The 12,421-nt window shown below is 49.3% G+C and carries 12 protein-coding genes and 2 tRNA genes; 13 read left to right on the forward strand and 1 reads right to left on the reverse strand.

Features of this window, described 5'->3' with window-relative positions; genetic code table 11:
• Positions 1-39: 39 nt before the first annotated feature.
• The 3 genes from ACLTOQ_RS07575 (at position 40) to ACLTOQ_RS07585 (ending at position 1,668) form a co-directional block, all read left to right on the forward strand.
• Positions 40-112, forward strand: a tRNA-Phe gene (locus tag ACLTOQ_RS07575).
• A gap of 14 nt (positions 113-126) precedes the next feature.
• A tRNA-Lys gene (locus ACLTOQ_RS07580) sits at positions 127-199 on the forward strand.
• 113 nt (positions 200-312) lie between these two features.
• Positions 313-1,668, forward strand: coding sequence for a CCA tRNA nucleotidyltransferase (locus ACLTOQ_RS07585; RefSeq protein WP_337425542.1), 1,356 nt, complete (start codon positions 313-315; stop codon positions 1,666-1,668).
• Positions 1,669-1,771: 103 nt separating this feature from the next.
• Here ACLTOQ_RS07585 and ACLTOQ_RS07590 read toward each other — a convergent pair whose 3' ends face one another.
• Complete coding sequence (locus ACLTOQ_RS07590; RefSeq protein WP_118497580.1) at positions 1,772-3,019, reverse strand: AGE family epimerase/isomerase; 1,248 nt, start codon at positions 3,017-3,019, stop codon at positions 1,772-1,774.
• A 335-nt stretch (positions 3,020-3,354) separates the two neighbouring features.
• Here ACLTOQ_RS07590 and ACLTOQ_RS07595 point away from each other — a divergent pair, with 335 nt between their 5' ends.
• The 10 genes from ACLTOQ_RS07595 to ftsH all read left to right on the forward strand — a co-directional run bounded on the left by ACLTOQ_RS07595 (position 3,355) and on the right by ftsH (position 12,273).
• Positions 3,355-4,338, forward strand: coding sequence for a CotS family spore coat protein (locus tag ACLTOQ_RS07595; RefSeq protein WP_412319186.1), 984 nt, complete (start codon positions 3,355-3,357; stop codon positions 4,336-4,338).
• 113 nt (positions 4,339-4,451) lie between these two features.
• The gene (locus tag ACLTOQ_RS07600) at positions 4,452-4,724 is read left to right on the forward strand and encodes an HU family DNA-binding protein (RefSeq protein ID WP_021914417.1); all 273 of its coding nucleotides are present in this window, start codon (positions 4,452-4,454) and stop codon (positions 4,722-4,724) included.
• Between the two features lie 126 nt (positions 4,725-4,850).
• The gene (locus ACLTOQ_RS07605) at positions 4,851-5,090 is read left to right on the forward strand and encodes an RNA-binding S4 domain-containing protein (RefSeq protein WP_021914416.1); all 240 of its coding nucleotides are present in this window, start codon (positions 4,851-4,853) and stop codon (positions 5,088-5,090) included.
• Between the two features lie 59 nt (positions 5,091-5,149).
• Positions 5,150-5,440 (forward strand): sporulation protein YabP, encoded by a 291-nt coding sequence (gene yabP / locus ACLTOQ_RS07610; protein WP_308728836.1) that lies wholly within the window; start codon positions 5,150-5,152, stop codon positions 5,438-5,440.
• A 3-nt stretch (positions 5,441-5,443) separates the two neighbouring features.
• The gene (gene yabQ / locus ACLTOQ_RS07615) at positions 5,444-5,965 is read left to right on the forward strand and encodes a spore cortex biosynthesis protein YabQ (protein ID WP_117962803.1); all 522 of its coding nucleotides are present in this window, start codon (positions 5,444-5,446) and stop codon (positions 5,963-5,965) included.
• A complete protein-coding gene (locus ACLTOQ_RS07620; protein ID WP_021914414.1) occupies positions 5,958-6,269 on the forward strand; it encodes a septum formation initiator family protein in 312 nt (103 codons plus the stop codon). Before yabQ ends, ACLTOQ_RS07620 begins: the two co-directional genes overlap by 8 nt.
• A 425-nt stretch (positions 6,270-6,694) precedes the next feature.
• Complete coding sequence (locus ACLTOQ_RS07625) at positions 6,695-7,912, forward strand: PP2C family protein-serine/threonine phosphatase (RefSeq protein ID WP_337562980.1); 1,218 nt, start codon at positions 6,695-6,697, stop codon at positions 7,910-7,912.
• A gap of 268 nt (positions 7,913-8,180) precedes the next feature.
• Positions 8,181-9,857, forward strand: coding sequence for a tRNA lysidine(34) synthetase TilS (tilS, locus tag ACLTOQ_RS07630; protein WP_412319187.1), 1,677 nt, complete (start codon positions 8,181-8,183; stop codon positions 9,855-9,857).
• A 27-nt stretch (positions 9,858-9,884) separates the two neighbouring features.
• Complete coding sequence (gene hpt, locus ACLTOQ_RS07635; protein WP_117962807.1) at positions 9,885-10,409, forward strand: hypoxanthine phosphoribosyltransferase; 525 nt, start codon at positions 9,885-9,887, stop codon at positions 10,407-10,409.
• 49 nt (positions 10,410-10,458) lie between these two features.
• Positions 10,459-12,273 carry an ATP-dependent zinc metalloprotease FtsH gene (gene ftsH, locus ACLTOQ_RS07640; protein WP_117962839.1) on the forward strand — a complete coding sequence of 605 codons (1,815 nt, stop codon included), beginning with the start codon at positions 10,459-10,461 and terminating at the stop codon, positions 12,271-12,273.
• Positions 12,274-12,421 lie beyond the last annotated feature (148 nt).

Below are 12,421 nucleotides of genomic sequence, written 5' to 3' on the forward strand. Positions count from 1 at the left end.
CGAAGGTCATAGGTTCAAATCCTGTCCCCGCTACTCAATGCCCAGATAGCTCAGTTGGTAGAGCAGAGGACTGAAAATCCTCGTGTCACTGGTTCGATTCCGGTTCTGGGCATTTTTCTATGGTATGGGATACTAGCTCAGTCGGTAGAGCACCTGACTTTTAATCAGGTTGTCGGGGGTTCGAATCCCCCGTGTCTCAGTAAGAAGACTTGAAACATCAAGTCTTTTTTTTATACCTGAAATCCTGTACAATGTAGGATAAAAGAGTTTATTTTTTCTAAAACCGGTCAGAACAACAAAAGGAGCAGACAAATGGCGGAACAGATCAAAATCATATTGCCGGAAGCAGTAAAAAAGATTATCAACGTTTTGCAAAGTGCCGGATATGAAGCATGGGCGGTTGGCGGCTGCGTCCGCGACAGTATACTGCACCGCGAACCGGATGACTGGGATATTACGACTTCTGCGAGACCGGAGCAGGTGAAAGTGTTGTTTCATCGTACAGTGGATACCGGTATTCAGCATGGCACAGTCACTGTTTTGATGGATAGGGTTGGTTACGAAGTGACGACCTATCGAATTGACGGAGAATATGAGGATTCGAGGCATCCGAAGGAGGTTACGTTTACAGCGTCGTTGCAGGAGGATCTGAGGAGACGGGATTTTACGATCAATGCCATGGCATATAATGAGGAAGCTGGCTTGGTAGATATTTTCGGGGGAATCGAGGATATTTCGAAAAAAGTGATCCGATGCGTTGGAGATGCGAAGGAGCGTTTCACAGAGGATGCACTGAGGATGATGCGTGCGGTTCGTTTTTCTGCCCAGTTGGGATATGATATCGAGGAAGCGACACGTCTGGCGATCTGTGAACTGTCACAGACACTTGAAAAGATCAGTGCTGAACGGATCCGAACAGAGCTTTTAAAACTTCTGGTCAGCCCACATCCGGAGATGCTGCGGATATGCAGGGAAACGGGCATGACGGCTGTTTTTCTGCCGGAATTTGATCAGATGGCGCAGACAGTACAGAACAATCCACATCATTGCTATGATGTCGCGGAGCATACGATTCAGGCATTGATGCATTCTGCACCGGAAAAAACGCTGCGGCTTGCGCTTTTATTTCATGATATGGGAAAAGCGAAGACGCGGACGACGGATCAGGACGGCGTGGATCATTTTCATGGACATTCGGAGGTCAGCGGCGAGCTGGCAAGGACAATCCTGCGCCGATTGAAATTTGATAATGAAACGATCGATCGAGTTGTCCGTCTGGTGCGGGCACACGATGTGAAAATTGAACCTGGAGAACGAAATATGCGGTTTGCTTTAAACCGTCTGGGTCCGGATCTTTTCCCGGAATTGTTTTTGGTGAAAGAGGCAGATCTGGCAGCCCAGAGTGATTATCATCGGGAGGAGAAACAAGAACATCTCAGGAAAATGCAGGAAGATTATGAGGCGGTGATTGCAAGCGGTGCATGCCTGACATTAAAAGGGCTTGCGGTAAACGGCAAGGATCTGATCGGAATCGGGATGCAGGCAGGACGTGGGCTGGGAGATATTTTGCAGAAGCTTCTGGAAGAAGTGCTGGAAGAGCCGCAGCGCAATATGAAAGAATTTTTACTGGAGGAAGCCAGAAGGATACAGGTGAAAGGTTCCTTTTAACAAAAACAGCTCAGGATACTCTGATTTAGAGTCCTGAGCTGTTTTCTATATGCATTTTGCGATGCTCGTTCTCAGGAATAAAATGTCATATGAGAATTTGCAATTAGCAGAACTTGCCGCCTTTTACTGCAGGAGCGATAGACAGATCTGCGGTATAGAACGGGATCAAGGTAGCCTGTACTGCATGATACAGATCAGACTTGCCGGGCCATACGGTGCCGATCAGGTTGTTGTTTGCATCCAGCTGATGGAACCAGGAGCCGTGTACATGATCCAGAACCTTTTCATCCAGATACTGCATGAACTCAGCGAAGTTGTCTGCATATTTCTGGTTGCCGGTTACATGGAACAGAACTGCGGAAGTATTGATTGCTTCTGCAAGAGTCCAGTGCATTCTGTCGTGAACAACCGGTTTGCCGTTCCAGTCGGTGGTGTAAACGATACCCGGAGCGCCGTCAGCATTCCATGCGTCTTCGATTGCACGGTTGTACAGGTTTTCTGCAACAGTGATGTATTTGGAAGCGCCCTCTTTGTCGCCCTTGAAGGTGGACAGAGCCCACTGGGTGATCAGACGGGACCATTCGATACCGTGACCGGGAGTTGCGCCGTAAGGCTTGAACTGATCGTCAGGACGATCTTTGTTGCATTCCAGATCAGCAACCCACTCTTTGGTGAAGTGTTCCGGGATTCTCCAGTTGTTTGCGGATGCCCAGCCAACAACGTGATCGATGATGCGGCCTGCTCTTACGCGGTATTTCTCATCGCCGGTTACGTCTGCAGCTGCCAGGAAAGCTTCTACAGTGTGCATGTTGGCATTTAAGCCGCGGTAGTCGTCCAGAACGGTGAACTCGGTGTTCCAGGTATCGCAGGAAAGACCTTCTTCTTCATTCCAGAAACGCAGGTCATACAGAGCAAGGGCATCGTCTAACAGCTCTTTTGCACCGGGAACGTCTGCAAGGACGCCGGAGGAAGCTGCAAGAATTACGAATGCGTGTGCATAGCACTGTTTGTTAGGCAGGATATTGCCGTCTGCAGTCAGACCGGCATACCAGCCGCCGTTTGCAGTATCATGCAGTTCGCCGCGCAGACCTTTGATCGCTGCTGCAGCAAGCTCTTTGCTGCCGGGATGACCGAGGAAGGATGCCAGGCTGTATACATGTGCCATACGGCTGGTGATCCATGTCTCACGGTTGCGATCTTTCCACGGAGTACCATCATCTCCTAAATAATAAGAACTTCCGCCAGGAGCGGGGAAGTTATGGCCGAAAGAAAACAGTCCTTCTCTGACATCAGCCAGAAAAGCTTCGTTTTCCTTGGTGCCGAGCTGATATTTTACATTTAATTCGCTCATTTGTTTTCCCTTTCCTCAGCGTATTGATACGCTGACCCTTTATACGGTTATTGTATCAGATGGAGTCTGAAAATGAAATAGGATTTTCAGGAAGATGTTGACATGTTACAGTTCACTCGCGCCATTCGCAAAAGCGCATCTTCGATGCTTTCCGCTGCTTCGCAGCTCATTTTTGCTCATAAAAGGGCGCTCCCTTCATGGTTTCTTGTGGACAGATTCTCATGCGAGCATGGAATCTGTCCACAAGAAACCACGAGTGAACTGTAACGTTGATACATAACCGGAACATTTTGCTCATAGGATAGGTAGTACCTAAGAGGCGGGAGGGAATGCTGGTGAATGACAGGTCCGTAAGCGTACTGGAAAATTATGATTTTGAAGTGATCCGCACACAGAAAAGCAGAAATGCAATTTTGTGTGAAACGAATAAAGGTTGGTATATCCTGAAAGAATATAAAGGACCGGTCTTCCGGCTGGAAATGATGGCAAAGGTACTGGAGGGAGTCCGGCAAAACGGCTTTACGCGTGCGGAACAGCTTCTGTATACAAAAGAAGGCGCGCTGTTTTGCTGCGATCAGGAGCAGAACAGATGCATTGTAAAAAGCTGGCCACAGGGAAGAGAATGCAGTTTAAAGGATGGACAGGAATGTCGGGATGCCATGCGCACCCTGGCGGTTCTGCACAGCGCGCTGCATTTTCCACAGCTGCAGCAGGAGTATGGGCTGCACGCAGTCAGCCTGGCAGAGGAATATGAGAAACGGAACCGGGAGCTGCGTAAGGTCAGACGTTTTTTGCGGGAAAAGAGTCAGAAGACAACGTTTGAGATCAACCTGCAGCAGACGTTTGACCTGTTTTTGGAAGAGGCGGAGCGGGTGACGGAGGACGTCCGTTCCTATGGATCTCTTCTGGATGCGCGGGAATGCGAGGAAAGCGGAAGCTTTTGTCACGGGGATTATCAGCATCACAATCTGCTCTGTCAGAATACGACGTCCGTCATCAATTTTGAAAAATGTGCCCTGGACAGCCAGATGCGGGATCTGTATCTTTTCCTGCGTAAGCTATTAGAGAAGACGAACTGGTCAGTGCCGCTGGCGAGAGGACTTTTAGACGTTTACGGAAGGATCAGTCCGCTGTCTGCGGTGGATTATCTGCAGCTGTATTATCGCTTTGCATACCCGGAAAAATTCTGGAAAATTGTCAATTTTTACTACAATAGTCGGAAAGTATGGATACCTGGAAGGCACATGGAAAAGCTGGAGCGGCTGCTTATTCAGCAGGGTGCGAAAAAGGCTTTCCTGGAGCAGACATTTTCCCTGTAAGTATTGACAAACAAAGGAACTACAGGTATAAATAGAATATAATGTTTCTGGGCAGGACTGCCCTTTTAGACATTTCGAATGGAACAGGAAAAGAAATACAGGAGGAGTTCATAATGAACAAGACAGAATTAGTTGCTGCCATCGCTGAGCAGGCAGAGATTTCGAAGAAGGATGCAGAGAAGGCTTTAAAGGCTTTCACTGATGTTGTAGCAGAAGAACTGAAGAAAGGCGAGAAGATTCAGCTGGTTGGCTTCGGTACTTTTGAAGTATCTGAAAGAGCTGCAAGAGAAGGCAGAAATCCTCAGACTGGCGAAGCAATGACAATCGCAGCTTCTAAGACCCCTAAGTTCAAAGCTGGTAAGGCTTTAAAGGATTCTATTAACTAAATCAGAAGATGACAGGGCAGCTGCTGATGCGGCTGCCTTTTGTTATTCTATAAATAACGTTGTTCTTATACGATAACAAATGCTCCGCCGGCGGTGGTTAGCATTTAGTAGAGAAGGGAAAAAAAGATGAGACTGGACAAATATTTGAAGGTATCCCGGCTGATTAAGCGCCGCACCGTTGCAAACGAGGCATGCGACGCGGGCAGAGTGTTGTTAAATGACAAGGTGGCGCGGGCGTCCGCAGAAGTAAAGGCAGGAGACGTGATTACGATTCAGTTTGGCAATAAGGATGTAAAGGTCGAGGTCCTGACTGTACAGGAAACTGTACGCAAAGAAGAAGCAAAAGAGATGTTTCAATATCTCTAAAGTCATAACGGCAGACATCGGCGCGTATACTGTGTAAGGAACAGTAAGGAGGGCGCGCGATGGAAGAATTAAACAGCAGAGCAGGACAGCACCGGATCAGTTTGGTCAACCGGGAAGCGTGTGCGATTAACGGCGTTTCTGATGTGCTTTCCTTTGATGTGGGGGAAGTGCTTCTGGAGACGGAGCAGGGGATGCTGATGATCCGCGGCAGTGAGCTGCATGTGAGCCGCCTGACGCTGGAAAAGGGAGAAGTGGACATTGACGGGCGGATTGATAGCTTGACCTATTCAGAACAGACAGCTTCGGCGGGCAGCAAAGCGGAATCGCTGCTGAGTCGGCTGTTTCGGTGACGGATGAGCAGTGAGATCGCCAGAGAGGGAACGTTCTGGCTGCATTCGGTTTTGCTGGGGATGGCGGTGACACTTGTTTACGATTTTCTGCGGATTTTCCGGAGAGTATTTCCACACGGAATATTCTGGATTTCGATAGAGGATCTTATTTACTGGTGTGTTGTGGCAGGCAGCTTTTTTTCCCTGTTATATCTGGAAAATAATGGGACATTTCGGTGGTTTTGCGTATTCGGGGCAGCAGTTGGGATGCTCGTTGTAAAAAGCACGGCGAGTCCTTTTCTGGTAAAAGCTGGAGCGCGGTTCGGTCTCTGGATAAAAAAGGTGATTTCCTATGTTGCAGGATGGCTGATGCGTCCCGTAAAGTATACCTTTCGAATAGGAAAAAACGGTTTTTCGAAAATTTTCAGAGGTGCCAGACGGAGTGCAAGAATTTTGAAAAAGCGGTTGACTAGCCGTTTAAAACTGGCTAAAATAGCTTTATGTAAACAGAACAGAAAAGCATTGCGAGGCAGGAAAAATGGTTAAAAGAAAGATTGTTTTTCGCCGGAAGAAACGGGAGAACCGTTTGAGCATGCTTCTGGTAACGATGGTAGTTCTGATGGTGCTGGCGGTAGTATCGATCCGGAGCATGGAGCTGCGACAGAAGCAGCAGGGATATCAGGATCAAATTAAACAGCTTACGCAACAGATTGAAGAAGAGACACAGCGGACGGCGGAAATCGAAGAATACGAAAAATACACCAAGACGCGCAAATATGTCGAAGAGGTTGCAAAGGATAAGCTCGGACTGGTGTATGACGGTGAAATTATTTTTAAACCGGAGAATTGAGAGACGGCTGTGAAAACGTTCGTATCGGCAGGACGAATGTAATATAATGAGCGCAAGAGAGCGGGAACAGGCGAAGCCTGCTCATCGCGAACGGCGAAATTATTGAGTGAGCTGTGCTCACGATATAATATAAGAAGAAAAAGGATTGCGGATTCCGGATGGGATCCGCGTTTTTTTATTTCATAGGAAAATGCGTCCTATGAAATAAAAACGCTCCGCGAGGATGTGCACTCGGCGCAAGGGTAGATGGTTGCTAAAGCAACCGCGCCTCGGCGCGAGAATGTGCCAGGGCACATTCTTTTTTGTACAGTTCTGCGGATACCTCTTTTCCTGAAAAAAAAGAATCTACGGTTTGCCTGCTTTGACAAAAGGCGCGCATGTCAGCAGTTATACTGGAGAAAAAAGGTCGCAGGAAAGGACATGCCATGGAATCTCAATATTGGAATGACGAAGTGCAGCAGTCGGCATGGCTGCTGGATTATGACCGAAGATGTATGCTGGACTGTGCGGATACGTTTCAAAATCTTGCTGCGGTTATGGGTGAGATGAACTGGGAGCTGGAGCAGGAAAAAACGCCGGACGATCGGGAAGAGCTGCTTCGGCGCAGACAGGCGATGGAGAGCCGGAAACAATATGCGGCGCATATGCGTCAGATGGCGGGAATGCTGCAGTCGGTAGCGGATACGTCCGTTCAGCTGATCCGGCTGGGCGGTCGGCAGGAAAAGCAGATTGTGCGCGCCCTGGCGGGAGAAGGCATTGTAGTAGAGGATATTTATCTGCTGCGGGGAAAAGAGAACAGGCTGCAGATCACGATATCTGTCCGCCTGACAAAGAACAAAAGCATGACGGTAGAGGAAATTGCCGGGTATTTGTCGGTGCTGATGGATATCCGGCTGGTGCCGCAGAAGAGGAATCCATATTTTGTCGGAGAAGAATCCGTGAGTCTGTATTTTGAGGAAGAGCCGATTTTCAGCTGTTTGACAGCGGCGGCATGCGCGACGGAAGAAACGGAGAGCGTCTCCGGGGACAGCTATTCTTTTCTGGAAACGGACGACAGCGTTGCCATGATTTTGTCGGATGGAGTTGGTTCCGGGGAGAGCGCGGCGCGGGACAGCGGCAGGATTGTAGACTTGACGGAGCGGATATTGGATGCGGGGCTTGGACCGGATATGGCGATGCTTTTTTTAAATGGGATGGCAGGCGCGGAGGGGGACGAAAACCGGATGGCGACGCTTGATCTGTGCCGGATTGATCTTTACCGGGGGGAGTGCGAGACAGTGAAAGCTGGCGGGGCAGCAGGGTTTATCAAGCGCAGCGACCGTGTGGAGAAAATTCAGAGCAGACAGCTGCCGCTCGGCATGTCGGCGTCAGAGGACATCAGTGAAAAAAAGTGGCAGTTAAACAGCGGCGATCTGGTCATTTTGGTTTCGGATGGTGTAGTGCAGAACTGGCCGTGCGGGGACGGGGAATATCTGTTGGAGCAGAAAATCGCTTCGTTGAACGTCAGCTCACCGGTCGACCTGGCAAACCTGATTTTGCGTTATGCAATCCGCCAGTGCGGCGGCAAAATCCGAGATGATATGACGGTTTTAGTTACGGGAATCTGGAAAAACGAAGAACGGGAGATAGAGGATATAGAATAAGAAGTTTCGCTGGACAAACATCTGAGGTATAATGTAGGGGCACAAAGGAAAAGCAAGGGCTGCCGAAGGCAGCAATTGGTTTTCGTGTGCCCCTAACGAGAGTGCAAAGAGCGCGTCAGCGCGGGCACTCGAGTTTATCAGCAGAAAGGAAAAGCAAGGGCTGCCGAAGGCAGCAATTGGTTTTCGCGTGCGCCTAACGAGAGTGCAAAGAGCGCGTCAGCGCGGGCACTCGAGTTTATCAGCACAAAGGAAAAAAGGAGACTGCAGGATGGATCTGACGGAAAAAATTCTTTTCTATATGAAGCAGTATCATATGATCCCGGAAAATAAAAATATTGTAGTCGGACTTTCCGGGGGAGCAGATTCCGTCTGCCTGCTGTATGTGTTGGTTGCGCTGCGCAAGAAGCTGGGACTGCAGCTGTGCGCGGTGCATGTTCATCATGGCCTGCGCGGGATAGAGGCTGATGCGGATGAGGCGTATGTGCGCGATATTTGCCGGGCGTGGAATGTGCCGTTAAAGGCAATGCGGATTGATGCGGCGGCGCTGGCGAAACAGTGGGGAATCGGCTGCGAAGAAGCCGGACGCCGGGCACGCTATGAAATTTTTGAAGAGTGCTTACAGGAGATGGGCGATTGTCACGGTGCAATTGCGGTGGCGCATCATCGGGACGACTGCGCGGAGACGCTTTTGTTTCACATGTTCCGAGGCACTGGTCTGGACGGAATGGCAGGGATTCGCCCGGTGCGAAAGACGGAACGGGAAAGCATGATTATCCGTCCGCTTTTGGAAACTGGAAAGACAGAAATAGAAGGCTTTCTCCAGGAAAAAGGGATTTCCTGGCGGATAGATTCTACGAACACCGGAGAAGATTATACAAGGAACCGAATCAGGAATCGGGTTCTGCCGTATGCGGAAAAGGAAATTTGCAGCGGAGCCGGAGCGCATCTGGCGAAAGAGGCACAGCTCCTGGCAGAGACGGCGGATTTTGTGCGCAGCTGCACCCGACAGGCGCTGGAACGCTGCAGGGTGGAAGCAGATGCTTTGAAAACGAATGTGTGCGGCAGAGAGAGAGTAGAGCATGTGGGGCGAAGAAAAGTAACTGCGGAGCATACGAGATACGATAAACAGACTATAATAAAATTAAATATCGAACTTCTGCAACAGGAAGATATTTTCCTGCAGAAGCAGTGCGTGAGGGAATGTCTGCTGGAGATCGGCACGGGGCGCGACCTGACGGCAGCGCATATCGAAGCAGTGTGGCACCTTGTAGGGACGGACTGCCAGAGCGGTAGGAAGCTGCGGATTTCAGCGTGTCAGCTCGAGGTGGAGCGGCAGTTTAGGCTGCTGGTATTTCGCAGGTTGGAGCAGCAGGACGCATTGCCGGAGCAGCAGGACGCATCGTTGGAGCAGCAGGACGCATCGTTGGAGCAGCGGTTTGACCGGGGCGGGCAGGTTGGGCTTCAGACCACAGAGCTTCCGCTCCCAGAGCATTCTAGCGAGCTGCATGTTCCGGGGATGGGTGTGGTGTCAGTGCGATACCTGCAGCGGGACGAGCCGACAGCAGGTGAAAAAAATACCGCAGCAGGCGAAAAAAATACTGCGGCAGGCGAGGAAAGCGGCGCTGCTGTTAGTGCTTTTTTAAAAAATATCCCTCAAAAAAAGTATACGAAATGGTTGGATTATGATAAAATAATACAATCTGTCGTATTTCGAACGCGCAGGAGCGGAGATTATCTGACAATCGATGATAATTTTTCAAAAAAAAGCTTAAAGAAATATATGATCGAAGAAAAAATTCCTGCAAATGAGCGGAACAGTATGATGGTGCTGGCAGACGGGAATCACATTATCTGGGTACCGGGCGGAAGAATCAGCACATACTATCGGGTAACGGAGCAGACGAGGGTGATTTTGGAAGTTACCTGTATGGAGAAGCAAGAATAGAACAGAAAAACCAAGGAGGATTTGGGCATGGCAGAAAGAGTTGAAGTGATGTTGTCGGAAGAAGAGGTAGACAGAAGGATTCAGGAGATTGGTGAGCAGATCAGTAAAGATTATGCCGGAAAACAGGTTCATCTGGTATGCGTATTAAAGGGCGGCAGCTTTTTCTTATGTGAACTGGCAAAGCGGATTACCGTTCCGGTATCCCTGGATTTCATGTCGGTATCCAGCTACGGCGGTGATACCAAATCAAGCGGAGTTATTAAGATCGTAAAGGATCTGGATGAGCCTCTGCGCGACAAGGATGTTATTGTTGTGGAGGATATCGTGGATTCCGGACGTACCCTGAGCTATCTGCTGGATATGTTAAAGGCACGCGGACCGAAGTCCATGGCGCTCTGCACGCTTCTGGATAAGCCGGATCGCCGTGTGATCGATGTAAAGGTAGATTATACCGGATTCCAGATTCCGGACGAATTTGTGGTAGGCTATGGTCTGGATTACGACCAGCGTTACCGCAACCTTCCGTACATCGGAGTGGTAAAATTTGATTGATGCAGGCTTTTAGCCGAAGGAGGATGCAGTGAACAAAAACGGCAGAGGAATGAATCTCGTCATTTCCCTTTTGCTTATTGTGCTCCTGGTTTTCTGGTTTTCGGGAATACTGCGCAGCATGGAGGATACCTGTACACAGGCGGAATTCAATCAGATGCTGGATGCCGGAGAAATATCGGGAGCTGTAGTGGTGCAGAACCGGGAAGTGCCGACCGGTTCCGTGGAGGTACATCTTACCTCGGGAGACGAAAAGGTGCTGGTGGTATCGGATGTCAATCCGGTGCTGGAGGAGCTGGAAACGGCAGGAGTCAAGACGATCGTGAGGGATGTGCCCGGCGATAATATATTTTTAACGTCCATCCTGCCTGCGCTGATCACTGTGGGCGGTGTGCTTCTGATCTTCATGATGATGAATGCACAGAATGCCCAGATGAATGGCGGCAATAAGATGATGAATTTCGGCAAAAGCCGTGCGCGGCTGAGCCTGGCAGGCGACAGCAAGGTTACATTAAAGGATGTTGCCGGACTGAAGGAAGAGAAGGAAGACCTGCAGGAGATCGTTGATTTTTTAAGAGATCCGGGCAAGTTTACAAAGGTCGGGGCGAGAATCCCCAAGGGTGTTTTGCTGGAGGGACCTCCCGGAACCGGTAAAACCCTTCTGGCAAAGGCGATTGCGGGCGAAGCAAACGTTCCGTTTTTCTCCATTTCCGGTTCTGATTTCGTGGAAATGTTCGTCGGTGTCGGTGCTTCCCGTGTTCGGGATTTGTTCGAAGAAGCGAAAAAAAATGCACCATGTATCGTGTTCATTGATGAAATAGACGCGGTGGCGAGACGACGTGGAACCGGTATGGGCGGCGGTCATGATGAAAGAGAGCAGACGCTGAATCAGATGCTGGTAGAGATGGACGGTTTCGCTGCAAATGCAGGAATCATCGTAATGGCAGCGACAAACCGCGTAGATATCCTGGATCCGGCGATCCTGCGTCCCGGCCGATTTGATCGAAAGATCGCAGTTGGACTGCCGGATGTTGGAGGAAGAGAGGCGATCCTGCAGGTTCACGCGAAAAATAAACCCTTGGGTGATAACGTGGATTTAAAACAGATCGCTCAGACAACGGCAGGATTTACCGGAGCCGATCTGGAAAATCTGTTAAACGAGGCGGCAATTGTAGCAGCAAAGGATAACCGGTGCTTTATCAGTCAGGAGGATATCAAGACTGCTTTTGTAAAAGTAGGAATCGGAACAGAACGAAAGAGCCGTATTATTTCCGATAAAGAACGGAAGATCACAGCGTATCACGAATCCGGACATGCGATTTTGTTCCATGTGCTGCCGGATGTCGGACCGGTTTATTCGGTGTCGATCATTCCGACCGGCGCAGGTGCAGCTGGTTATACGATGCCGCTGCCGGAGCGTGACGATATGTTTATGACAAAGGGTCGCATGCTGCAGGAGATTATGGTATCCCTGGGCGGAAGAATCGCGGAAGAAATTATTTTTGATGATATTACCACCGGCGCATCCAGTGATATCAAAAAGGCGACACAGATTGCGAAAAAGATGGTAACACGGTACGGAATGTCTGAAAACGTAGGTGTGATCTGCTATGATGATGACGATGATGAAGTGTTCATCGGACGGGATCTGGCGCATGCAAAGGCCCACAGCGAACTGGTGAGCGGGGAGATCGACAGAGAAATCCACCGGATTATCGACGAGTGTTATGCAAAGGCAAAGGCATTGATTCTGGAAAACAGTGATGTGCTGCATAAGAGCGCACAGCTGCTTCTGAAAAAAGAAAAGATCAGCCGCGCAGAATTTGAAGCGCTGTTTGAAAAGCAACCGGAAGATTTCTTCGCGTAAATGGTAAATAGTCACAAAAACAAAAGCGAAAATTTGTGATATTTGTGAAAACGGAGAATATACAAAAAGGGGCGGGTCTGCTATTATACTCTTTGTAACCCCCCCCAATACATTATATATTTTTGCTATACCCCATAAGAAGAAATAC

Origin of the sequence: Gallintestinimicrobium sp. (genome assembly GCF_046968865.1) — a bacterium.
In the GTDB taxonomy this organism is placed as follows: Bacteria; Bacillota; Clostridia; order Lachnospirales; family Lachnospiraceae; genus Gallintestinimicrobium; species Gallintestinimicrobium propionicum.

Coding starts and splice junctions, on each gene's coding strand:
- ACLTOQ_RS07585 (WP_337425542.1), top strand. CDS start 313: ATGGCGGAACAGATCAAAATCATATTGCCGGAAGCAGTAAAAAAGATT.
- ACLTOQ_RS07590 (WP_118497580.1), bottom strand. CDS start 3,019: ATGAGCGAATTAAATGTAAAATATCAGCTCGGCACCAAGGAAAACGAA.
- ACLTOQ_RS07600 (WP_021914417.1), top strand. CDS start 4,452: ATGAACAAGACAGAATTAGTTGCTGCCATCGCTGAGCAGGCAGAGATT.
- ACLTOQ_RS07605 (WP_021914416.1), top strand. CDS start 4,851: ATGAGACTGGACAAATATTTGAAGGTATCCCGGCTGATTAAGCGCCGC.
- yabP (WP_308728836.1), top strand. CDS start 5,150: ATGGAAGAATTAAACAGCAGAGCAGGACAGCACCGGATCAGTTTGGTC.
- yabQ (WP_117962803.1), top strand. CDS start 5,444: ATGAGCAGTGAGATCGCCAGAGAGGGAACGTTCTGGCTGCATTCGGTT.
- ACLTOQ_RS07620 (WP_021914414.1), top strand. CDS start 5,958: ATGGTTAAAAGAAAGATTGTTTTTCGCCGGAAGAAACGGGAGAACCGT.
- ACLTOQ_RS07625 (WP_337562980.1), top strand. CDS start 6,695: ATGGAATCTCAATATTGGAATGACGAAGTGCAGCAGTCGGCATGGCTG.
- tilS (WP_412319187.1), top strand. CDS start 8,181: ATGGATCTGACGGAAAAAATTCTTTTCTATATGAAGCAGTATCATATG.
- hpt (WP_117962807.1), top strand. CDS start 9,885: ATGGCAGAAAGAGTTGAAGTGATGTTGTCGGAAGAAGAGGTAGACAGA.
- ftsH (WP_117962839.1), top strand. CDS start 10,459: ATGAATCTCGTCATTTCCCTTTTGCTTATTGTGCTCCTGGTTTTCTGG.